The organism is Paracoccus sp. PAR01, from assembly GCF_014851995.1.
GTDB classification, from domain to species: Bacteria; Pseudomonadota; Alphaproteobacteria; order Rhodobacterales; family Rhodobacteraceae; genus Paracoccus; species Paracoccus litorisediminis.
This window is the reverse complement of sequence record NZ_JACVAW010000004.1, coordinates 39,297-62,106: the sequence shown is the minus strand read 5'-3', so window position 1 is coordinate 62,106 and position 22,810 is coordinate 39,297. Positions and strand designations below refer to the sequence as shown.

General features: G+C 69.4%; 13 protein-coding genes. 4 read left to right on the top strand and 9 right to left on the bottom strand.

Annotated features, from left to right (window positions below; translation table 11 throughout):
- Nucleotides 1–128 precede the first annotated feature (128 nt).
- Entirely contained in the window at nt 129–1,619 is a 1,491-nt protein-coding gene (locus tag IB235_RS09220) for a sensor histidine kinase (RefSeq protein ID WP_192336471.1), read from the top strand.
- Nucleotides 1,620–1,622: 3 nt separating this feature from the next.
- Here the strand turns inward: IB235_RS09220 and IB235_RS09215 are convergent, their stop codons facing one another.
- From IB235_RS09215 to IB235_RS09205, 3 genes are all read right to left on the bottom strand, one after another.
- The gene (locus tag IB235_RS09215) at nt 1,623–2,429 is read right to left on the bottom strand and encodes an alpha/beta hydrolase (protein WP_192336470.1); all 807 of its coding nucleotides are present in this window, start codon (nt 2,427–2,429) and stop codon (nt 1,623–1,625) included.
- Nucleotides 2,430–2,438: 9 nt separating this feature from the next.
- On the bottom strand, nt 2,439–3,308 hold the full coding sequence (locus IB235_RS09210) for an alpha/beta fold hydrolase (protein ID WP_192336469.1): 870 nt from the start codon (nt 3,306–3,308) through the stop codon (nt 2,439–2,441).
- Nucleotides 3,309–3,437: 129 nt separating this feature from the next.
- Nucleotides 3,438–4,901 carry a sodium:alanine symporter family protein gene (locus tag IB235_RS09205; RefSeq protein ID WP_192336468.1) on the bottom strand — a complete coding sequence of 488 codons (1,464 nt, stop codon included), beginning with the start codon at nt 4,899–4,901 and terminating at the stop codon, nt 3,438–3,440.
- Nucleotides 4,902–4,967: 66 nt separating this feature from the next.
- Here IB235_RS09205 and IB235_RS09200 point away from each other — a divergent pair, with 66 nt between their 5' ends.
- Nucleotides 4,968–5,810: an AraC family transcriptional regulator gene (locus IB235_RS09200; RefSeq protein ID WP_225612135.1), complete on the top strand. Its 843-nt coding sequence runs from the start codon at nt 4,968–4,970 to the stop codon at nt 5,808–5,810.
- 68 nt (nt 5,811–5,878) lie between these two features.
- Nucleotides 5,879–6,781 (top strand): DMT family transporter, encoded by a 903-nt coding sequence (locus IB235_RS09195; protein WP_192336467.1) that lies wholly within the window; start codon nt 5,879–5,881, stop codon nt 6,779–6,781.
- Nucleotides 6,782–6,802: 21 nt separating this feature from the next.
- On the opposite strand, the gene hmpA is transcribed toward IB235_RS09195, so the two are convergent.
- Nucleotides 6,803–7,981, bottom strand: a complete 1,179-nt coding sequence (hmpA, locus tag IB235_RS09190) for an NO-inducible flavohemoprotein (RefSeq protein WP_192336466.1) — start codon at nt 7,979–7,981, stop codon at nt 6,803–6,805.
- A 121-nt stretch (nt 7,982–8,102) separates the two neighbouring features.
- Between hmpA and IB235_RS09185 the strand changes: the two genes are divergently transcribed.
- The gene (locus tag IB235_RS09185; protein ID WP_192336465.1) at nt 8,103–8,528 is read left to right on the top strand and encodes an Rrf2 family transcriptional regulator; all 426 of its coding nucleotides are present in this window, start codon (nt 8,103–8,105) and stop codon (nt 8,526–8,528) included.
- Here IB235_RS09185 and IB235_RS09180 read toward each other — a convergent pair.
- From IB235_RS09180 to IB235_RS09160, 5 genes are all read right to left on the bottom strand, one after another.
- A complete protein-coding gene (locus IB235_RS09180) occupies nt 8,525–9,130 on the bottom strand; it encodes a hypothetical protein (protein ID WP_192336464.1) in 606 nt (201 codons plus the stop codon). The genes IB235_RS09185 and IB235_RS09180 overlap by 4 nt on opposite strands.
- A complete protein-coding gene (locus tag IB235_RS09175; protein ID WP_192336463.1) occupies nt 9,127–13,497 on the bottom strand; it encodes a DUF4157 domain-containing protein in 4,371 nt (1,456 codons plus the stop codon). The genes IB235_RS09180 and IB235_RS09175 overlap by 4 nt, the downstream gene beginning before the upstream one ends.
- Nucleotides 13,498–13,685: 188 nt before the next feature.
- Nucleotides 13,686–16,991: a hypothetical protein gene (locus tag IB235_RS09170; RefSeq protein ID WP_192336462.1), complete on the bottom strand. Its 3,306-nt coding sequence runs from the start codon at nt 16,989–16,991 to the stop codon at nt 13,686–13,688.
- A gap of 42 nt (nt 16,992–17,033) precedes the next feature.
- Nucleotides 17,034–20,300: a phage tail protein gene (locus IB235_RS09165; protein WP_192336461.1), complete on the bottom strand. Its 3,267-nt coding sequence runs from the start codon at nt 20,298–20,300 to the stop codon at nt 17,034–17,036.
- Nucleotides 20,297–22,810 (bottom strand): hypothetical protein, encoded by a 2,514-nt coding sequence (locus IB235_RS09160; protein ID WP_192336460.1) that lies wholly within the window; start codon nt 22,808–22,810, stop codon nt 20,297–20,299. Before IB235_RS09160 ends, IB235_RS09165 begins: the two co-directional genes overlap by 4 nt.

The following is a 22,810-nucleotide window of genomic DNA, read 5'->3' as shown; positions in this document are numbered from 1 at the left end:
CCGGCCGTTGCGGGCAATCATGTGCCAAGGGCCTGATTCCAAAACTGTTGTCGAATGGCGCGGCAGGCAATTATACTTAGGTTCAGCCGCGAAATTTCCGTCCCTTGGCGGTGCATGGGGGCCAGTCGATGCGTCAGGTTTTCACCCTCTGGCCGACGGGCGACCATGCCGCGCCCCGGCGCAATCTTGCCCCCGATGGCATGCCGGGCTGGGCCGGGCAAAAGGGACCGGCGGCGCAGGCCGCGCGCTGGACCGGGCAGGACTGGCTGTTTCTGGGGGTGGCGTCGCTGCCGGTGCTGGCCTTGGGGCTGCTGGTCGCGGACGGGCTGCATCTGACCATCGCCACCAGCCTGATCTGCGCCCTTGCCATCGGGCTGGCCGCCCTGGCCATTGCCACGCATCGCCGCCGCATCGCCGCGTTGCAACAGGCGCTGGAAGACAGCCGGCGCTGGAACGACACGCTGTTTCAGCGCAGCGGCATTTCGCTTTGGCGCGAGGACTGGTCGCATGCCCGCGATGCGGTGCTGGAGCTGCTGGGGCAGGGGGTGCGCGACATGCAGTCCCATTTCGCCGCCCATCCCGACCAGCTGCGCGCGATCCGGCGCGGGGTCATCATCAAGGACGTGAACGATTTCGCGGTGCTGCGCGCGGGGGCGGACAGCAAGGAACAGCTTCTGGGCTCGCTGGACAATCTGCTGCCCGATACCGACCAGACCTTTGTGCAATGGCTGGTGGCCTTCGCCAATGGCGACAGTTTCTATCGCTCGGAAACCCATATCACCATGCCCGACGGGCAAGAGGTCGACACGCTGTTCAACGCGGGCCTGCCTGTAAACCACCGCGAATTCGAGGATATTCTGGTCAGCGATCTGGACATCACTGCCTACAAGACGACGCAGGCGCTGCTGGCGCAGGCCGAACAGGATCTGGCTCGTGCCATGCGGGTCAGCACCATGGGCGCGCTGACCGCCTCGATCGCGCATGAGGTGAATTCCCCCCTTGCCGCGATCATGTCCAGCGCCGAGGCCGCCCTTCGCTGGCTGGGCCGCGACACGCCCGACCTGCCGGAAGCGCGCGAGGCCATCGGCAATGTCGTCGCCGCCGCCAGCCGCGCGCGGGTGGTGGTCGAGCAGACCCGCGCCTTCCTCAGCAATGCCTCGCAAAAGGCCGCGCCGCAGGACATGACGGAAATCGCGCGGGATTCGGTGACGCTGATCGAACGCGAATTGCGCGCGCATGGCGTCTCGACCCATATCGACGCGCCCGAGGGGCTGGCTCCGGTCATGGCCGACCGGGTGAATATCCAGCAGGTGATGGTCAATCTGATGATGAACGCCGCGCAGGCGATGGAGGACGCGCCCGGCCAGCGCGACCTGACCATTGCCCTGCGCCCGGTGCCGGGCGGCATCGGGGTCGCGATCCGCGACAAGGGACCGGGCATCGCGCCCGAGCGGTTGCAGACGATATTCCAGCCCTTCTATTCCACGCGCGAGGGCGGGATGGGCATGGGTCTGGCCATCTGCAAAAGCTGCATCGAGGCGCATGGCGGCCGCATCTGGGCCGAAACCGCGCCGGGCGGGGGCGCGGTCTTTCACTTCGAACTGCCGCTGGCGGGGTAGGGGTCAGGCGACCCTTGCGCCCTTGGGCTGACGGGCGGGGCGGGCATTGGCCGTGGCCCAGTCCAGCGCCGCATCGGCGACCTTTTCCCAGCCCTCATCCATGCAGGTCCAGTGCGAGCGGCCGGGAAAGATCCGCAGATCGGTGCGGGATGGCGCGGCGCTTTGCTTGCGATAGATGGCCTCGGTCATCTTGGCGTCCGCAATCAGGTCCAGTTCGCCGCCGATCATCAGCAGGGGCGCGCGGGCGGGATTGTCCCAGCGGATTTTCATCGGGTTGACCACGCCGTTCCAATAGACCCGGCCCGGTGTCGGCACGATGTAGCGGGCGTAAAGCGCATCGACCTGATCGCGGGGCGCGGTCTGGGCAAAGCGGCTGGCAAAGAAGCCGCGCGACATCACCTTGGCCTTGCGCCAGCTGAACGGGTCGATGAACACCGGCAAAGCCGAGCGGATGGCCTGGGGATAAAGCGGCACGCCCGGCGTCGGCGCCGGATCGATGGACACGCCCGCGACGCCAAGCCCGCGATCCAGCAGGTGCTGGACGATGACGCCGCCCAGCGAATGGCCGATCAGGATCGGCTCCTCGGCCAGAGCCGCGATCTTGGCGGCATAGGAATCGACGATCTGGCGCTGGCTCAGACTGGCCAGTTCGGCCTTGGGCTGCGCGCGCAGTTCCGCGGGCGGGCGGTCGTCATAGGGCCAGTCCGGGGCGATGACGGTAAAGCCCGCCGCCTGATAGCGGGCCTTGAAATGCTCCCAGCTTTGCGAGTTCAGCCAGGCGCCGTGGATCAGCATGATGGTGTTGGACATGGGGTCTCCTTAGCGCTTGGCGCGGTTCTTCACGAAACTGGCGATCAGGTCGGCGGCCATGTCGGGAACCTCGTGCTGGGGGCCATGACCCATCTGCGGCAGGACCAGCAGATGCAGGCTTTTCCAGACCCGGTTCAGCCGGAACCAGTTCGGCGCGGGAAAGACGATTTCATGATCGCCGGTGATGACAAGGATCGGGATGCCGCAGGTGGCCAGAAAATCCGCGTAACCGGCCGTGTCGGCAAAGATGTCCTGCCCGGCGCGGTCCTGCAGCAAGGCCAGATAGGTCTCGGGCGGGATCGGCGGGCTGCGGTCGGATGAACGCGCATTGATCCGGTCATGGGACAGCGCCGCCGCCGCGCGGCTGGCGGCGGATTCGGGTTCGAAGAACAGGATGGTCTCATCGGCAAGATCGTTGATCGGCTTCAGCGCGGTCTGCAGGAAGATCGGTTCCGAAGGCGGATCGAGCGGACCTGGGGGGCAGGTGCCGATCAGCACCAGATGCGTCACCCGGTCGGGCACCTGCACCGTCACCACCTGCGCGGCCAGCCCGCCCAGCGACCAGCCGCCAATGACGAATTCCGCAATCCCCAGCGCATCGGCAAGGTCGATGGCATCCGCCGCCAGCCTTTCGGGCCGGTAGCTGGCGCTGCCCGTCGACTGGCCGAGGCCGGAATAGTCAAAGGTGATGACCCGGAAGCTTTGCGCCAGCGCGTCAAGAAAGGCCGGGTCCCAACTGTCGAGGATGCCACGAAAGCGCACGCACAGGATCAAAGGCGGGCCCGAGCCGATCTCGCGGTAGGCCAGGGTGCGGCCCTTGGCCTCGATGAAGCGGGTGGGCATGGTGGCGGCAGAGTCAAGGGCGGTGGGCGCGTTCATGGCATCCTCCTGTCGCGGGACAGGGGCAGGATGGACCGAAGCGCGGGCGCGGAAAATTGTCGGATCGGCTGGAGCGACTAAACCAAGGGATAGCCGGGGCGTCGCAGTCGCGCGCCCCGGCCACGGGGATCAGCGGGCGCGCTCGCTGACTTTCCATTCCTCCCAGCCGGGCTCACCGGCCATGAAGGCTTCGATCTGGGCGCGGTTGGCTTCCAGTTTCGGGTCATGCTTCAGGTAGTGCCGCGTCTCGCGCGCGATCAGGCCGGACAGGATCAGCAGACCGATCAGGTTCGGAATCGCCATCAGCCCGTTCATCACGTCCGAGAAGTTCCAGACCACGCCCAGTTGCATCGTGCAGCCGAAATAGACCACCAGCGAGAACAGCACGCGGAAGGGCATGACGGCGCGGTGGCCCAGCAGGCGCTCGACGTTGCGTTCGCCGTAATAGGCCCAGCCAAGGATGGTCGAATAGGCGAACATCACCAGACCGATGGTCACGATCCAATGGCCCCAATGCCCCGGCAGCCCGTGGCTGAAGGCCTGACCCGTCATGATCGAGGCCGAGATCTGCTGCCCCGTCGCATCGACTTCGTTCCAGACGCCGGTGGTGATGATGACCAGACCGGTGCAGGACACCACGATGATCGTGTCGATAAAGGTCTGGGTCATCGACACCAGCCCCTGGCGCACCGGATGGGTGGTCTGGGCCGAAGCCGCCGCGATCGCCGCCGAACCCATGCCGGATTCATTGGAAAAGATGCCGCGCGCCACGCCGTAGCGCACTGCGATCATGATGGTCGAGCCAAGAAAGCCGCCCACTGCCGAGGTGCCGGTAAAGGCCTGGGCAAAGATCTGGGCAAAGGCTGTCGGGACGGCGGTGATGTTCACCAGCAGGATGTAAAGCGCCCCCAGAACGTAGAACACGATCATCACCGGCACGAGGCCCGCCGTCACCTTGCCGATCGACTTGATGCCGCCGACCAGCACGACCAGCGTCAGCGCCGCCAGCACCGCGCCGGTGATCCAATGCGGGATTGCGAAGCTGCTTTGCAGGTTCGAGGCGATCGAGTTGCCCTGGGTCATGTTGCCGATGCCGAAGCAGGCACAGACCGCGAAAACGGCGAAGGACAGGGCCAGCACCTTGCCGAAGATGCCGGGAATGCCGCGCTCAAGGTAATATTGCGGGCCGCCGTTCTTTTCGCCGACCTCGTCGGTGGTGCGGAAGCGCACGGCCAGAAACGCCTCGGAATATTTCGAGGCCATGCCAAGGATCGCGGTCACCCACATCCAGAACAGCGCGCCGGGGCCGCCGACGCCGATGGCGGTGGCGACGCCGACGATATTGCCGGTGCCGACGGTCGCGGCCATCGCGGTGGTCAGCGCCTGAAACTGAGAGATGTCGCCCTCGGCATCGTCATCCTTGCGCTTGAGCAGGCCAAGGCGCAAAGCCGCGCCCAGTTGCAGCAGCTGGATGCCGCCCAGCCGCAGGGTCAGGTAAAGTCCGGTCCCCAGCAGCAGCGGGATCAGCAGATACGGGCCCCAGACAATGCCGCCGACCTGACCCAGAAAATTTTCCAGATTATCCAGATTCATCAATGGTTCTTCCCTTCCGCCAATTCTGGCGTGTGCAGAGCCGCCGCAGGTCGATAATGTCAAGGCATGACGACCGCGAATTCGCCCTCTGCTTCGGATATGACCGACCGCGCCAGCATGGCGCGGCATCAGGACTTGCCGGGGATCGAGACGCTGTCGGCCCGCTACCTGCGGCAGAATTTCCGGCCCCATGCGCATGATGAATACATCCTTGGCGTGATCGATGCCGGGACCCATGCCGTCTGGTGTCGCGGCGAGATGCATCTTGCCCCGGCCGGCACCGTGGTCACCATGCGGCCCGGCGACATCCATCACGGCGGCGCGGCGGATGATCGGGGCTGGCACCAGCGCATGGTGTATCTCTCCGAGCCTGCGCTGGCGGAACTGCTCGCGGATGTGGCGGATGGGTCGGGCCCTGCGGTGCTGGATTTCGCGGCGGCCTTCCATGCCCGGCCAAATCTTGCACGACAGCTGTCGGCGCTGCACCGGGTGCTGCATGGCGGCGAGGCGTTGGCCCGCGATCAGGCGCTGGACGCGCTGCTGCGCGCGGTGCTGGCGCAGCTGGCCCCGGCGGCATTGCCCGCGCGGCGGCCCGGTCCCAGCGGACGGATTGCGGATGCGGTCGAATATCTGGCCACCCATGCCGAGGACAACGTGCCGCTGGCGCGTCTGGCGGAAATCGCGGGCCTGCGCCGCCGCCAGACGATCGAGGCGTTTCGTCGCCAGACCGGGTTGCCGCCCCATGCCTGGCAGATCCAGCAGCGCATCGCGCGGGCAAGGCGGTTGCTGGCGCAGGGCATGCCCCCGGCCGAGGTCGCAGTCGCCACCGGCTTTGCCGATCAAAGCCACCTGACCCGGCATTTCCGCGCCATCCTTGGGGTGACGCCCGGTGTTTACGCCCGCGGCTGAGGACCGCGCTTTCGTTCTATCCCGGCCGCGCCGGCCCATGCGATCCCGGCCCTGCGACTGACAGGGGAATGACGGCAATGACGGCGACGGATATCGGGGCGGGCACGCGGCGCGGGGCCTTGGGGGCGGAATTGGCGGTGCTGGGTGTGGCGCTGGTCTGGGGGGCCAGCTACCCGGTCGCCAAGGGCGCGCTGGCCCATGCGCCAGTGATCACGCTGATCTTTCTGCGGTTTCTGGCGACGGCACTGGTCATGGCGGGCGTGGCATGGCGCGATCTGGCGGCGGCGCCGCGGCGCGACCGGCTGGCCGGGGCTGCGACCGGGCTGGTGCTGTTCGGGATATTTCTGGCCGAGACATGGGGCATCGCGCTGGGGTCGGCCTCGAACGCGGCACTGATCATCTCGCTTTGCACGGTGATGGTGCCGTTTCTGGATTTCGGGCAGCAAAGGCGGCTGCCGCCTGCGGGCGTCATCCTTGGCGCGGGCATCGCGGTCGCGGGGGTGGGCGTGTTGGCCGGGGGCGCGGGCGCGCTGGGGACGGGCGATCTGCTGGTGCTGGCCGCGGCGGGGCTGCGCGCGGTGATGGTGGTGGCGACGCGGCGGGTCATTGCCGGAACGGCGCTGAGTTCGGCGGCGCTGACCGCGCTGCAGGCGGGCGCGGTGACGCTGGCGTCGGGCATGGTGCTGCTGGCGGGTGGGACCGGTTTGGGCATCAGCGGCGGGGCCGGTTTCTGGGCGGCGCTGGGTTTTCTGGTGCTGTTCTGCACGCTGGGGGCATTCTATGTGCAGAACGCCGCGCTGCGCCGCGCCAGCCCGACCCGCGTCGCGCTGCTGATGGGGACCGAGCCGATCTTTGGCTTTGTGCTGGCCGCCCTGTTGCTGGCCGAGCCGGTCACGGCGCTACGCCTTGGCGGCGCGGCGCTGATCGTCGGCGGCACGTTTCTGGGTCTGCTGGCCGAGCGGGGGAAGTGACCCCCGCCCGCCCTTGACGGTTCAGCCCAGCTGGGCCGAGGCCGGGCCGAAATATTCGTAATGAATCCGGTCATCGGGGACGTTGGCGGCGCGCAACCCGCGGATCATCGCCTCCATGAAGCCGGTCGGGCCGCAGATGAAGTAATCGGCAATGCGCGGATCGCTGACGCTGGCCAGCCAGTCCGGGTTGACCCGCCCGGCGCGGGCATTCCCGGTCAGCGCCCCATCGGGCGTCTCATAGAAGACATGGCTTTCATGGGCCAGTTCATGATGGCGCTCGCGCATGGCGTGGTGGCGGGCGTCGCGGGTGGCATGGACATAGACCATCCGCAGATCGCCGCCGCCATGGCTTTCCAGCATCGAGATCATCGGCGTCAGGCCGACTCCGCCGGACAGCAGCACGACCTCGCGCTTGCCGGTCGGATCAAGGAAGAACTCGCCTGCCGGTGCCGAGACATCGAATTCCGCGCCCAAGGCCACATCATCATGCAGCCAGTTCGAGATACGCCCGCCCGGCTCGCGCTTGACGGTGATGCGGTAGTCGCGCCCGTTCGGGGCCGAGGAAATCGAGTAGTTGCGGCGGAATTCATCGGTGCCTTCGGGCTGGAAACGAAAGCTCAGATATTGGCCGGGGCGATGGGTGGCGACCGGGCCGCCATCGACCGGCTGCAACCGGAACGAGGTGATTTCGGGCGTTTCCACGGTTTTCGCGGCCACCTTGAAGCGCCGCCAGCCGCGCCAGCCGCCTTGCGTGGCCTCGGATGCGGAATAGATCTGTTCCTCGCGCCCGATCAGCACATCGGCCAAAAACCAATAGGCCTCGCCCCAGGCGGCTAGGATATCGGGGGTCGCGGCATCGCCCAGCACCTCGGACACGGCGCCCAGCAGCGCGGTCGCGACATGCGGGTAATGCTCGGGCAGGATCTGCAGGCCGACATGTTTCTGGGCGATGCGCTCGATCGCGGTGCCCAGCACGGCCGGGTTGCGGATATGGGTGGCATAGGCGACCAGCGCGCCCGCCAGCGCCTTGTGCTGGGGCGAATTGCCCTGCTGGTGGGACATGTTGAACAGCGCCCGGATTTCGGGATCGGCCAGCAGGCGGCGATACATGGCAGGCACGATCTGGTCGACATGCGCGGCGACGACCGGGGCGGTGGCCTCGATCAGCTTCAGGGTATCTTCGGAAAGGGCTTTCGGCATGACGTCCTCCTGACGTTCGGCTAGTTCTTTGACAGGAATCTAATGCATTCGAGAAAAGATTCCATTAAAAGGTATCTTATTGGGCTGCGACATTCTGTCCCGCGGCCCCGGGGGCATGAAGATGAGGCTGAACGACAGCACCGACATCGCGTTGCGGATCATGATCTTTGCGGCGACCTGCAACCGGCTGTTCACGATTGATGAGATCGTTGCCGTCTACCGCCTGCCGCGCAGCACGGTGATGAAGGTGGTGAATGCGCTGACGCGGGGTCAGTTCCTGACCGCGCAGCGTGGACGCTCGGGCGGGCTCAGGCTGGCGCGCGAGGCAGGCCAGATCAGCGTCGGCGCGGTGGTCCGCCATCTGGAGGGGGATTTCGGGCTGGTCGAATGCATGCGCACCGGCAACCAATGCGTCATCACCGGCAGTTGCCGCCTGATCGCGCCGCTTCAGCAGGCGTTGGAGGGGTTTCTGGCCGCCTTGGGGGCCTGCACCATCGCCGATATCGCCCTGACGCCCGCCGACTTCCCGCAGGTTGCGCATCGCTAGGCCTGCGTCACGGCCAGCAGCGTATCGGTCAGCAGGATCAGTTCCGCCTCCGACACCGGCAGCTTGTCATCGTCACGCAGGCGGAAGGGCTGGGGCACGCGGTCCAGCCCGACAGAGCGCCTTAGCGCGTCAATCACCGCTGCTTCGCCGGGGCTGAACTGCACCGACAGTCCGTCGATCTTGCCCGGCCGGTCCGGCAGCACCAGCCCCGGCCCGTCGATGACCAAGACCGGGCCGTGCTGCCCCCGCGCGGGGGGACGTGCGGCAAAGCCCGCCGCCGCCCGGCAGAAGCGCAGGATCAGCGCGGAATCGTCGATGCGCGAGAAGCTGGCGCGGCCCGCGATGTCCAGCGCGATGGCGGTGAAATCGGCCCGCGCGTCCTCATGCCACGTCCCCACCGACAGCCCGCAGGCCGCGCCGCGTGCCGCCAGTGCCGGTTCGACCACGATGGCACCGCCGCGCGCGATCCGGTGCAGTTCCGGCAGCGCCGAGGTCAGGCTGGGGGCCATGACGGCGGGTTGTTCCGGGTCGCCCGGAAACAGCAGCCATGCTGTGGTCGGCGGCTGGCCCATCGGGCCGATGGCGGCAAGGAATCTCGTCATCCCCGCACCCCCGAGGCGCGGTCGAACATGTCGAACAGCCGCAGGATTTCGCGCCGCAGCCCGGTGGTGTCGCGAAACTCCATCTGCAGCACGGCGTGATAGACCAGTTCGACCGTGCGCAGCATCTCGGCCTGTGCGCGCCGTCCGCGGTCGGTATCGGTGTTCAGCGCGCTGGGATTGTCGCTGTCAAAGGCGGCCTCGGCCCGGCGCTGATCCGCCGCCGCCCCGACCGGCGAAAACGGCGCGACGCCGCCGCCGACATGGCGGCGATTGTCGCCCTTGCCGATCTCGGGATCGACCTTTTCGGTGCCGAACAGCGTGCCCTGCACCGGCCCCGCGCCGGGCTGGCCAAAGATCGTCCCGGTCGGCGCGCCCCCGCCCATCGCCTGCAGCGCCAGCACCGAGGTCGCGGCCGAGCTTTGCGATTGCAGCACCTCGCGCCCGAACATCAGCGCGATCAGCCGCATGATCGTGGGTGAGCCCTGCCCGGTGCGCAGCGCCTGCTGGATGGCCTGCGTGACGGCGGGACCCTGCAGCCCCTCGGCGGCCAGTTGCGCGGTGATCTCGGGGTAGGAGCCCAGTCCGGGGATCTTCAGGTTGCGCTGCACGGCGGGCGAGGCGGCGGGGCCAAAGCCCTGCTGCGCCGGAACCGTGGTGCCGCCGACCTGCAGCGGCACGCCGCCGCCGGCGCGTTCGGGATTTTCAGCGGTGCGGGGGATGGCGCTGGCGGGGCGGTTCTGCAGGTTCGCGCCCAGCTGGGTCGGATCGTCGCCGGGCTGCACATCCAGCGCACCGCGCCGGGCGGCGGGACGGGCGGCATTGCGCGCCTCGGCCCGGCGGAAACGGTCGCGGCCAATGTCATGGACCATGCGATAGACGCCCTCGGGGTTGTCGCGCAGCACCTGACGCACGGTCACGTCGTCGCTGTTCCCGGCGACCACGCGGGTATCCTCAAGCGAGAGCTTGCGCAGCCGGTAGCGCAGCCGCCACAGCCCCAGCTGCGCCCGCAGCCGCAGACGCGAGACGCCGCGCCCCAGCAGGCTGTCGACGCTGGGGCCGATATTCCGCACCGCCTCGTCCCGGCGTTCGCGGCGGCGGCGGGCCTCGTCCTCTTCGCGGCGGCGGCGGCGTTCGGCCTCGGTCTGGCGGTTGCGGCGGGGGTCCTGCCCGCGCTCGCGGTCGCGCTGGCGGCGGTCCCCCTCGCGGCGGTCGCGGTCGGCGCGGTCACGGGCAGAACGCCGGGCATGGGCGTCGCCGCCGCGGTCGTCGCCATCGTCGCGCCGCCGCTTGCGGTCGCGCCCACCCCTTTCGCTGCGGCTGCGGCGGCGCTGCATGAACTGGCGGAAACGCTGCTGAAGCCGCGCGATGATGCGCTGGAAGGGCCGCAGGATCGCGCCCAGCACCCGCTTGATCAGCGCATCGACGCCAAGGAAGGTCAGCACCATATCGACCGCCGCGACAATGCCATGGGCTAGGGCCCGCGCGAAAGCCACCGCGCCATTGCCGCGCGCCGCCACCTGCATGACGAATTCCAGAAACGCCCCCGCAGCGGAAAACAGCGACTGCACAAGCCCCCATGCCGCGCGAATCGCGTCGATCACCGCCATGATCGCGCCCGCGCCGGGGATCAGCTTCAGCGCCAGCTGCGTCGCCAGCCATGTCATCGCGGCAATGCCGATGGCAGGCAGCATCGCGGGCAGGTTCTCGGTCAGCAACCCGATCAGGCTGGTGGCCAGCACGGCCATCATCTCCAGCCAGTTCGGCGGCAGGTTCATCATCAGTTGCAAGCCGGGGACCTTGTTGAAGAACCATTGCTTGAAGGCTTCCTGCAACTGGTCCCACAGGTTGTTCCTGACCCCCTCGCGCGCCTGACTGCCCGCCGCGCCAAGGAAGGTGCCGATCCCCATGCGCGTGACCCGCGCCAGCAGCGCCATGAACTGCCCCAGAAGCTGCGCGAGTGCCTTGATCGCCGCGGCGATGCGGTCGACCAGACCGGCATTCTCGGCCTGAATCTCGGCCAGTTTCGCGTCCATCTCGCGGATAGCGCGCTCGCGCTCGCGGTCCAGCGCGGCAAGGGCCGAGCGGCGGGTGGATTCGATGCGGGCCTCCATCGTGCCGAATTGCTGGCGGGCGCGGGTCAGTGCCGCCTGTGCTTCCGTGTCCAGCTGGCCCTTGTTGCTGGCGACCAGCTGGTCGATGGCGGTCCGCGCCTCGGACAGGGTGGTCTTGCAGCCATCGATGGTGGTCTGGATGCTGTCCTTGATCTGGGACAGCATCGCGTCGATATCGGCGATATAGGCTTGGCGGTTGCGCTCATACAGCGCCTTGACCTCGGGCAGGCTGTTGATCGACAGCAGCCAGTCACGCCCGCGCCGATACAGGCCCCGCGCCCCCCGGTAACGGCGGCTTTTGAAGGCGGAAAGCTCGGCCCGGACATTGGTGGCGAATGCCTCGACCCGCACGCCCTGCTTTTCGCGGAACGCCTGCACGGCGTCGCTTTCCAGCGAGGCCAGCTTTTCGTTCACCGCGCCCTCGGCGGTGGAATAAAGCGCGTTGATTTGTTCGGCCAGCGTCCGGCTGCCGGTTTCCTCGGTGCCGCGGGTGGCCTGCTGTTCGGCGCTGACGGCCTGTTGTCCGGCATGGCGGCCACCCTGCATGGCCTCACCGGATTGGGCATCGCTGGCGGCCAGTTCGGCGGTTGCGGTGCCGGTGGCGGCGGACTCAGTCGCGCGGGCATCGGACGCGGCGCCGTCGACGTTTTCGTTCAGCTTGGTCTTGTCGGTCCCGATCTCGCGCAGCGGGCCTTCATCGGCGCGGGCCAAAGTCGCGTCATCCACGTCATGTTCGGCCAAGGCGGTATCGGCCGAGTCCTTGAATTCGCTGGCATCCAGCGATTCCTCGGGGACCGGCGCGGGGCTGGCGGCGGCCAGATCGGGGGCGGCGCTGGCGGGGGCGGGGATCGGGTCGGGCTGCGGCAGGGCAGCGGGCGGGGCCGCGCCCGGCGGTGGGTTGCGCACCGCGGCCATCGCGGTCTGCACCGGGGTGGCCTGTCCCGCCGCCTCAGAGGCGACCGATTGCGCCAGACCGTCGCGGGTCGCGGCACCTGCGGGGCCGGAAAAATCGTCCAGTTCCTCGATGGTGGTGGGGGCGACGCCGTTCAGCGCGGCCTTGGCATTCTGCCCGGCGGTGGCGGTGTCGGGGGCGGCCACGGGGGCTTCGGCCAAGGTTCCCGCCTGCTGGCGCTGGCCATCGGCATCGGCGGCGGTGGGGGCGGGTTCGGCGGCGGCACGGGCCGCCCCGATCCGGGTCCCTGCGCCCTCATTGGTTTCCAGAGCATGGGCGCGATGGGTCAGGCGCTCGCGGGCCTCATCGGCGGCGGCCTCGCCCCGGTCGCCCAGATTCTGGCCAAAGCGCTTGGTGCCCCCACCCCCACCCCCGCCGCCCATGCGGGCGGGGGCGGCGGCTTCCTCGGCTGCGGCACCCTTCTCCTTGTCATCGCGTTCGCCCTTGGGTTTCTTGTCCTTTTTCTTGCCGCCCTGCGCGGCCTCGGGTTCGGCGGCTGCTCCGGCAGGTGCCCCGGCAATGGCGACCGAGGGCGCGGCGGCGGCCTCGGCGGGGTTTTCGCCGCGCGCGGTCTGGGCGTCATCGGGGGCCTTGGCGGTGGGGACGGGATCGCCGGGTTTGGTCGCGCCCTTGGCAAGGCCGGTGACCCCGCCCCCCGCCGCCGAGACCTGCGCCGTCATCATCGGCGTCAGCACCGGACCCGCGCCGGGCGCTGCGGCTCCGGGTCGGGCGGGGGCCAGTGATGCCGCAGGTGACAGCGACAAGGCCCCCATGCCCACCATGGCCCGGCGCATGATCCGGCCGCGCAGCGATTGGCCGACCGCGCCGACCTGCGCCCGCCCGCCCGCCATCACCGTTGCCGCGGCGCTGTCGGCGGCGGTCTCGGCTGCGTCGCCGGGGGTCGAGACCAAGGATTTCGCCTGCACCGCCCCGCCCCCGCCCGAGCGGCGCTGTTGCAGGACATGGGCCAGCTCATGCGCGATCAGCCCCTGACCCGCCTGCGATCCGGGCCGGTAGCGTCCCGGCGCAAAGGCGATGTCGGGGCCGGTGGCAAAGGCCTCGGCCCGCAGCTGCCCGGTGGCTTGCGCGGCGGCGGCCCCGGTATGGACGCGCACATCGGCGAATGAGGTGCCAAAGCCCGATTCCATCCGGCTGCGCAGATCGGCGGGCAGGGGCGAGCCGCCCGACAGACCGCCGCGCAATCCGGTCAGCCCGGTCGTGACAGCGGGTGCGGGCGCAGGTGTCGGTGCGGCGCTATGCGGACTGGATTGGGTGCTGGAAACGGGGCCTTGCGCCGTCTTCATCCCGCCCCCCTGCGACCCGATGCGCCGAAATAGAGACAGGACCGGGCTTGTGACCGATCCTGTCCCAGGGACTTGAACCCAACGGCGACTCGCCGACCAATGATCGTTGTCGATGCGTCTGCGGTTGCCCGGTTTCGCATCGCCTTTAGACTATCATTTCCGGGGCGCGGGACCAAAGCCTTTCTCCGTCACGGCAGGATTGCGGGTTCGCTGGACTGGCCCATGCCGGAATAGGCATTGGCGTCAAACCGGCGCATGAACACATCGGGGCGGCCCCATAGCGGCTCGGTCCGGCCCAGCGGGTGCCAGCGGATGCCGACCGCGACCCCGTGGCTGAAATTGCCGCGGGTTTCGACCATCGGCCCATACCAGCCCCACAGGCGGATGCCCTCGCTGTCCAGCCCGATCGGCGGCTCGCCATCCGAGCGGGCGACATAGAAGGGATCGACCACCCGGTTGCCGATGACCCGCAGCCCCAGCGCATGGCCGATGCGGATGCCGCCGCGCTGGCGCGCCTGCCACGGCAGCCGCAGCGAGATGCGGTTTTCGCTGACCTCGACGCTTTCGAAGAACAGGAAATTGCTGCGGTCGCTGCCATTGCCCGAAGCCGCGACCCGCACCCCTTGGGCAAAGCCGGATACACGGTTGCCGCTGATCCGCGCGCTTTGGCCGGGCGTCGCCAGCAGTTCCGCGATGGGCTGGTTGCGCGGCTCGGCGCGTTTTGGACCACGGCTGGCGGCGACGACAATGCCCGCGCTGCCATGGATGGTCTGGTTGCTGGCGGTCAGACCGCTGCGCACTGTGTTGAAATTGCCCAGCAGATCGGCCGGGATCTGCGCGCCGCCGCCCAGTCCGAACAGGGTCAGCACCAGCCGCTGGCGGAAGCCTTGCAGGAAATCGTCCATGGATTCGGGCGGCTCGGAACTGCCGCCCGGCGGCTGGTTCAACTCGCTGATATGTTCCCACAGATGCGCGTCCAGCGTGACATGCGTGCCGAATGACAGCGTATCGCGGCCCCACATCGCGTTGCTCAGCGCAATGCCGTGGCGGGCCATGGTGAAGCCCGGCAGGGTGATGTCCAAGGACGGCCCGCCGACGAAGTCAAAGCCGCCATCGTCGTCATAGAAATGCAGCCGGTCCATCATCACCGCCCCCGCCGCCTGCAGGACCGGCCCGCCCGCCTGCAGTGCGGCGGGGAAGTTCAGCGCCTCGGGGCGGGTGATGATGTCATTATCCGCGATCTCGGCATGGCCGGGATCGCTGGCGGTGACGCCGGTATCGAACATGCCAAGGCTGAGCGTGCAGCGCCGCATGGCAAAGCCCCGCGTCGGTCGCGCCGTCCCGGAAACCTGACGCACGGCCGAGGCCCCGGCAGGCACCGGACCGGCGGCGGTGATGCGGATCTGGTCCATCCGCACCTCGCCGCAATCGACGAAATCGACGACCGCGCCGGGGCCGGTCCCCTGCGCCGCCAGCGCGAAATCGCGCAGATCGACCGAGGCGCAGCGCTCAAACCGGATCAGGCGACGCAGGTTGCCGGTCAGCAGCGTCCCTGGCCCGATGCCGCCAACGATCAGATCGCCCTTGTCGGCGACGACGATGGTTTCGGTCAGGGTGCGGGTCCCGGCGTTCAGACAGATCCGGGCGGAACCGCCCGCCGGGATGGTGTCGATCACCGCCTGAACCGGCGCGCCAAGCGGCACCGCGATTTCGCCGCAGTCGTCGGACAGGCGCAGGAACAGCTCATCCAGCGCCTCTTGCACGGTATCGGCATCCGTGCCGACGCGGTCGCCGTCATAGGTGGTGAAATCGGCCTCTTGCTGGCACAGCTTGCGCGAGCGGGTGTCCAGCCATGCAAGCAGGATCAGCGGCGTATTGGCAGCACCACGCTCCAGCAAAGCCAGCGGCGCGAATTGGCGTTCGGGGCCGTGGGCGGTGGTGACGGCGGGGCCATTGGCCTGCGGGGCCAGCACGCGGGCTTCGGCCTGCCACCAGTCGCCCGGCTCGAACGCGCCGGTGACATCGGCGATCAGACCCGATTCCAGCGTCAGGCTGGCCGCGCCATTGCCGGGCCGCTCCAGCAGCCCCGACCATTGCCGCAGCTTCAGCCCCAATGCGCCGAAGGGGGCGGGATCGAAGGGGGACACCGGCAATTCGGTCGCTGGGTCCAGCAGCTGGAATTCGCGCTGCGACCCGGCGACGATTTCCCCGCCCTCCAGCCGGAACAGCCGCCCCTGCGCCCGGACAGGGCGGTGCAGACCGGCGGCGTCAAGGCTGGCCGGGGTGGCATCGCCGCGCTCGATCGCCTCGGAGGTCAGCTCGACCAGATCGCCCGCGCGCAGCGGATCCGAGGCTGCGACCCGCACATGCGTCACCATCGCGCCGGGCGGCTGGTCGGGCATCAGGGTGCAGGGCCACAGCCCCGCCGCATTGTCGCGCGACCATTTGAACCGGGTCATGGCGGCCGAGGCCTCATGCACCTGCAGCCGATACAGCCGATTTTCGGTGCCGCTATAGCCGCCGGGCACCGGCAGGTCGCATGGATCCGCCGCATCCGCCCCGGCGCTGGTCCCGAAGGTCACCCGCCCCGAGGGCTGGACCTGCCGCGCAAACGCGCCCGCCACCGCCGCATCGGTCAACCCGCTGACGGTCGCCAGCTTGACCTGCGCCAGCAGGGCGCTGCGGCTGGTGGTCTCGCGTCCCGGTCCCAGCGCCTGTTCGCGCAGGCCGGGGTCCTCGATGGCGGTGACGACGCGTTCGGACAGTTCCAGATAGGCGACCAGCCGTGCGCCCACCGCGCCCCCCGATGCCGCCAGCATCGCCGCCCCCGCCGGGCCGGACAGATCGGGCCATGCCGCGTCGGTGGCGGGCGCGATCAGCCCGCCGATCTGGTATTCACCCGCACACCAGTTCAGGACGGCGGGGCCGGTGACGGGGGCGGCGGTCTCGATCAGGGCCAGCGCATAGGGCTGCGGGCCGGGCAGCAGGGTCACGGTCGCGCCGTTCAGCGTGACCGGATAGGGCGCGAAATTTCCGCCTCCGGGCAGGGCGATGACCGTGCCGGCGATCGTGGCGCTGACCGGCTGATCGGCGCGCAGCCAGACCCGGCAGGCGGTCGCAGCGGTCAGGGGCGCGCGCAGGGTCACCGCGACGCTGCCGCCGCCGCCATTGATCCGCAGGCCGGGAAAGCGGTCCAGATACTTGCGCGAGAAATCCCGCACCGCCGTCGCAGGCGCTGTGGGGGTAAAGGGCTGGCCCAGCTCTGGGTCGAAAATCGCCAGCATCCGCCCCGGCGTGACCAGAAAGCCCAGATCGGTCGAGCCCGCCGCGCAGGCCAGATGGGTGATGCCCTGCCGGTCGATGCGGTCGCCCAGATCCATCAGCGCATTGAGGTCGCTGTCCAGAAGCGCCGCACCCTGCCGCGCCAGCACGCGGCGATAGCTGCGGCCCCGCTTGGCATCGGGCCGGTGCCCGCGCGAGAAATCCCCTTCCATGGCGCTTCTCCTTTTCCTTCTTCTGTCCCAGTTGTGCAGCGGTCAGGGCCGCGTCACGATTCCCGCTCGAAGGCCCGCCGGCGTATGTTCGGCCAGCCGCCTTGCCAGCCCGGATTGCAATTCGCCCAAGGTCGCGGCGTTGAAGGCCCCGATCTCTCCGCCGTCCGAGGCCCCGTGCAGCACCCGCGCATCGCCCCCCGCATCCAGCCGCAGAAAGGCCGGATCGCGGCGGTCACGGGACTCGAATGGCGCGCGGATCGGGCGGCCGGTCGGTTCGGCGTCCAGAACCCGGTGACGGCGCGGGGTCAGGCTGCCCGGCGCGATCAGGCAATATCGCAGGCAGCCGCGGAACCTTTCATGCGCCAGCACGGTGCCGGTGACGATCGTGTCCGATAACTCAACCTCGCGCGCTTCCAGTCGCCCGGCGATGGTGACGCGGCTGGTCTCGGTGCGGATCAGGGCGGCGTCCAGCGCGTGCGAGGTGTCATTTCCAGCCGACAGGATGCTGTCCTCGATCAGCAATTCGCCGGGATCGTCGATGCGCAGCGGCCCCAGCAGGCAGCGGCGCAGAGTCATGCGCTCGGCCCCGGCGGCTTCCAGCAGTTGCGCGCGCAGGGTGATGCCGACGCGCAGGACGGTCAGGAAATCCATCTCGACCTGCTGGGCGGGGGGCAGGTCCAGCGTGACCTCGGCCAGACCCTCGCGGGTCAGGGCCAGACCCGCCAGCCGCAGCCGCGCATAGCCCGCAGCCCCCGGCGTGCTGGAGGCGATCTGGATCACCGGACAGACCAAGGGTGCGGCGCGGATTTCCAGCCGCGCGGGGCCTACGGGCCAGTCCAGCGCCTCGGCCCCGTAGAAACCGCAATCGCGGATCTCGATGATCTCGTCCTCCAGCCCCGAGGCCCCGGCCGCCTGCAGCGCCGCGTGAAGGGATCGGTGCAGCGGCAGGTCCAGCAGGTCCGGCGTGGCGTCGGGACCCAGATGCCCCATGTTCGACACCAGCCGCGTCGGCGGCAGCGGCAGGCCCAGATGGCGGCGATGGTCAAGCGGCAGCGCGCCAAGGGGCATGGTCGCGCCCATCTGCATGTCCACGCTGACCGGGCCGGGGGGCGGCACGCCCATGCCGGGGGGATGGGGCACGACCTGATCGCCCCCATTCAGCGCGAACAGGCCAAAACGCGGGTCGATGTCCAGCCGCGCCGGGCGGGTGGGTTCGAGTTTGTCCACGGCGGTTTCATTCTGCCACGGACAAAGCCGCCGCCAGCCCGCCTGCCGTCGCCGCATCGGTCGCGGGTCCAGCAGGGGGGCGGCATTGCCCAGGCCCCGCCGCATCAGCCGCGTTGTCCCGGCCAGCCAGGTCGAGCCATCCGCCCCCAGCTGCACTGCCACGCTGTGCCGCGTCAGGGGGGCCGGGCCGCGCGGCCAGAAGCCGCTGCCATCGGGCGCGGCCTCAAGCGTCTGAGTGGCGGCAAGCTCGGGCAGGTGGACCAGCACGGCGCTGCCGTCATGGGCGGTAAAGGCCAGCTCGCCCGGCACCATGATCGCGCCGGGGACCGAGGATTCAAACCGCAGCGTCAGCGCCAGATCCGACGGCCCCGATGCGGCCAGCCGCGCCAGCCCCGCCAGATGCGCGGCAAGGCCCGCTGCGGCAATCGGTGCGCCGTCCGCCCCCACCGCCTGCCATTGCGCCGTTCGCGGGTCCGGGCCGTTCCAGCGCAGCCGCAGCATCGGCGAGAAACGGCGCTGGCCCGCGAAATATCCCAGCGCCAGCACCAGCGCATTGCGCACGCCCGCGCCGATCAGCCCGGCGGAATTGGCGCGCAGCACCTCGGCCCCGTGCAGCAAGGCGGGGGCTGCGCCGGGGGCGACAAGCGAGGGCGCAAAGGGCGGGCGCTCGGCGGTTTCCGCCGCCTCGGGCCAGACCGGGCCGACCGGGGCCGAGACCAGCGCCCGCGCGGGCAGATCGCCGCCCTCCAGCGCCAGCAGTTCATGCAGGCTGCCATCCGCGCCGATCCAGAAATATACGTCCCCGGTCACCCGCCGTTCGGGGATGCGCAGATACAGCGCGCCGCGGGCATAGCCCGATTGCGCCAGTTCGGCAGGGGTGGCGGCGCGCCGGGCAATGGCGGCAGAGCCCGCGACGCTGATGACGGTTTCGCCCACCATCCGGCTGGATGCCGCGCCCGTGGGCGACAGGCGCAACAGCATGACATGGCTTGATGCCACATTTCCCGCGCCGGGCAGGGCCGCGCCTGCCCCGGCCGGGCCAATGCCCAGCCCGCCCCGATCCACCGCCTGCGCCAGATCGGGCAGCGCGCCTGCCAGCGGGGCCGAAACCAGCATCACTGCGACCTCACCCGAATAGCGCGCGGTATCGGCGGCAATCAGCGTCACCTCGGCCGGAGAGCGGCCAAGGGCGTTGTCGGCGGGGATGCGGCGGGCATTGCGCAGGATCGGCGCGTCGGGGGGCGAGGCCGCTGCCGGAACCCCGGTCAGGCGGATGCTGAAGCGCCCCTCGCGCCCGAACCAGTCGCCAGGGCTTTCGGCAAACAGCCCGTCCGGCACGCGGTCGGTGCCGGGGCGGTCGTCAAATCCCGTCGCCCGCACCCGCAGCGCCCGCCACGCATCATCCGCGTCAAAGGCAAAGCGCCGGTCGCCCGCGCCCGCTGGCAGTTCATGGCAGGCGGCGCGGGTCAGCGGGTAAAGCCGGGTCGGAAAGGCCCAATGCACCAGATGCAGCGGATGGACATGGCCGCTATCCGGGCCGATGGGCCGCGGATCGATCAGCCGCATCAGGTTCGACAGCGGCCCCTGCGCCCGTTCCGCGACCGAGGCCGGACGCAGACCGGCGATGATCCGTTCGGTGCGGATCAGGTTCAGATCCTGCACCAGCATCACCGATTTCCAGCCCTCGGCCAGCGCCACCTGCCGGTCCAGCAGCACGCGGCCCATTTCCTCCAGCATGGCGGGCGTGCCCTTGCGCCTGCGCCAGCCCATCGCGGCGGCAAGGTCGCGGCGGTTGGCCTCGGGGTCGCGAAAGGCGGGGTCAAGGCCGATGCCGGCGGCAAGGCCGGGCAGCATCGCCTCTCCGGCGGTTTCGACGAAGAAATCGGCGTAAAGCTCCTCGATGGATTGCTGGATCGCGGCCAAGGGCGCGGCCAGCGCCTCGACCATGGCGCGCAGCTCCTGCGCCTCGGGCGGGACCGAGGCGGCGGCGGTCCGGTCGCGGCGCTTGTGAAATTCCGGGATCAGCGCGTAAAGCAGCCCGGCCATGCGGTCCAGATGATCGCGGTCATAGGGATAGGTCATGGCGCACCCCCAAGTGCCGCGCGGTCCAGCCCGCCGGGGTCCAGCATCTGGATCTCCAGCGCGGCGGGCAGCAGGCGCAGCCATTGCCGGGTCGAGGCATGGATCATGTCGACCCGCTGCGGCGCGCTGCTGGGGTCACCCTGCAGCCGGTAGCGCGTGGCCATGGCCGCCGCGATGCCGGGGCGCGACAGCAACAGCGCATAGACCCCCGACAGCGATTGCGGCGCGGATAGTTCCCGCCCGGCGAATGTGAACAGCCCCGCCGCGCCCAGCAGGGCTTCCTCGGCGCTGCGGCGGGCGGCCTCGGACAGCCATGCCGGGTCGCGTTCGATGCGCAGCGCCAGCGTGATGTCGACAGGCTGGGGGGCAACCACCTGCAAGGGCAGGCTGCTGTCGCGGCGTGTGTCCATGAACCCCATGAACCCGGCCAGATCGGCGGGGCCGTTGCCTTCGGCATCGGCGGCGACCAGCTCGATCCCGGTGCCGTCGCGCCAGCGGGCCTGCGCGCGGGTGATGCCGGGATAAAGCAGCGCCAGATCGGCGTGATCCTCGACCGAGACGGCACGGTCAAAGACCCGCACCGGCCGCACCGCCTGCCGGGCAATGTCGGTGGCCCCGGCGGGATCGGTTCCGCCAAGGATCGGCAGCGGGTTCGTCACCGCCTCGATCAGCGGCGAGGATTTGCGGATACGGCTGAGCCGCCCCTTGCCGGCATTGCCCAAGCCCCCCAGACCCTGCCGATAGCTGGCGGTCAGGTTGCGCCGCCCCGAGGGCGGGATCGCGCCGCGCCCCTCGCCGCCGAAACGGATGGTGACATGGCCATCGGCATCGGTCTGGGTGACATAGATGCGGGCATCCGCGCCCTGTCCGTGGAAATCCTGCACCCCCTGCCATGCGACGCCATCGACGCGCACATCCAGCGCGATCTGCGCGCCCTCGGCCCCGGCCAGCCGGGTGACGGGGGCGTTCTTCAGCGCGAATGACTGATGCGGCGTCACCCCGTCGGAGCTGCCAAGGATCTCGGTCTTGGTTTCGCCATCGCTGACGCGGGTGACATTGCCAAGGATCTCGACATCGCCAAGCGCCCAGCCTGACGGAAAGCCGCCCGCGACCTCAAGCCTGACCTGCCACGGCGCGAGGGGGCTGGTGGGCACCTTCAGCGCGGCAAGGGTGGCGGCGCGGGCCTCACCCGTGGAAATGCGGCGCAGGATCGCGGGCCGCCCCGGCCGCATCGCGGACAGATCGGCGGCGATGGTCAGGTCGGGTTGCAGCGGGCCCGGGTTCGGCACGGTCGGGAACAGCTCCAGCGCCTCGGTCCAGCCGGACAGGATCTGCGCGTCCAGCGGGAATGTCGTCCATGTCCGCGCCGACGCGGCCAAGGGGATGGTGTTCAGCGCAAGCGTGCTGACCCGCGCCGACAGCCGGGTTTCCGTCACCACGCGGATCGCGGTGACGCTGACCACGCCCGCCGTATTGGTCGAGACCTGCGGCTGTTCGGTCACCTCGCCACGCACGAAGCTGACCACGGTTTCACCACTCATTTCGACCCAATAGGGCGTAGCGGCTGCGGGACCGATCACGGCGACATAGGCGCCATTGGGCAGGGGGGGAATGGCCTCGTCCAGCATCAAGGCTGAGCCGGGGCTGGCCGGGCTTTCATAGCCATAGGTGCGGGTTCCCACCGTCGCCGTCGTTGCGGGGGCGGCATAACTCGCGGGATTGGCCAGCGCGGCGGCGGGCCACAGGGCGGCGGCGTTCCAGCCAAACAGCCGTGAGGTCTTTTTGGGCCGGACATGCAGGCGGTAGCCGGCATCCCAATCCTGCTGCGTTCCCGTCCGGTTGAAGAAATCGCCACCCAGCCATGCCAGCCCGATCATCGGCGCGGGGGCATCCGCCATCGGATCGGTGACGCGAAACAGGCCCGCACGGTTCATGTTCACCAGCAGCACCACCTCGTCCCGGGCCAGCCCGTGGCGCTTCTTCAGCGGCAATTGCAGATAGCCGCGATCGGTCCGCACCGGGTTGACCAGCGCCGCATCGGCGGGGCGCATGGCGTTCCACGCGGCGTCGATGCGGGTGTCCTCGATGGTCTCGATCACCCGCGCCTTTTCTTCGCCCAAGGCCGAGGTCATCAGCGCGAAACCGGCGGGCAGGCTGCCCGACAGGCCCGGCTTGACGGTGAATGCCGCAAGGCCCACCGCCGCCACCCCCGGATCGGGGGCATAGGCCAGCTTCCGGGCGTGGCGGGTCAGGTGTTCGGCCAGTCGCGCGGTGCCGGGGCTGGCCTCACGCGCGTAAAGGCTTTGATGCTCGCCCAGGATATGGGCCAGCAGGGCGGGCAGTTCGATCAGGGTGCGGGCAAGGCCGCGGCCCTTGGCGGGGATCTCGATCCCGTGGGCATCGCGGGCGACACTTTCGGCCAGCGCGACCAAGGCGGTGAAATCCGGGCCGAAGTAATGTTCGGGATCGCGGGGCGAGGGGACGGGGCGATGGATCGGCGGGCGTGACAT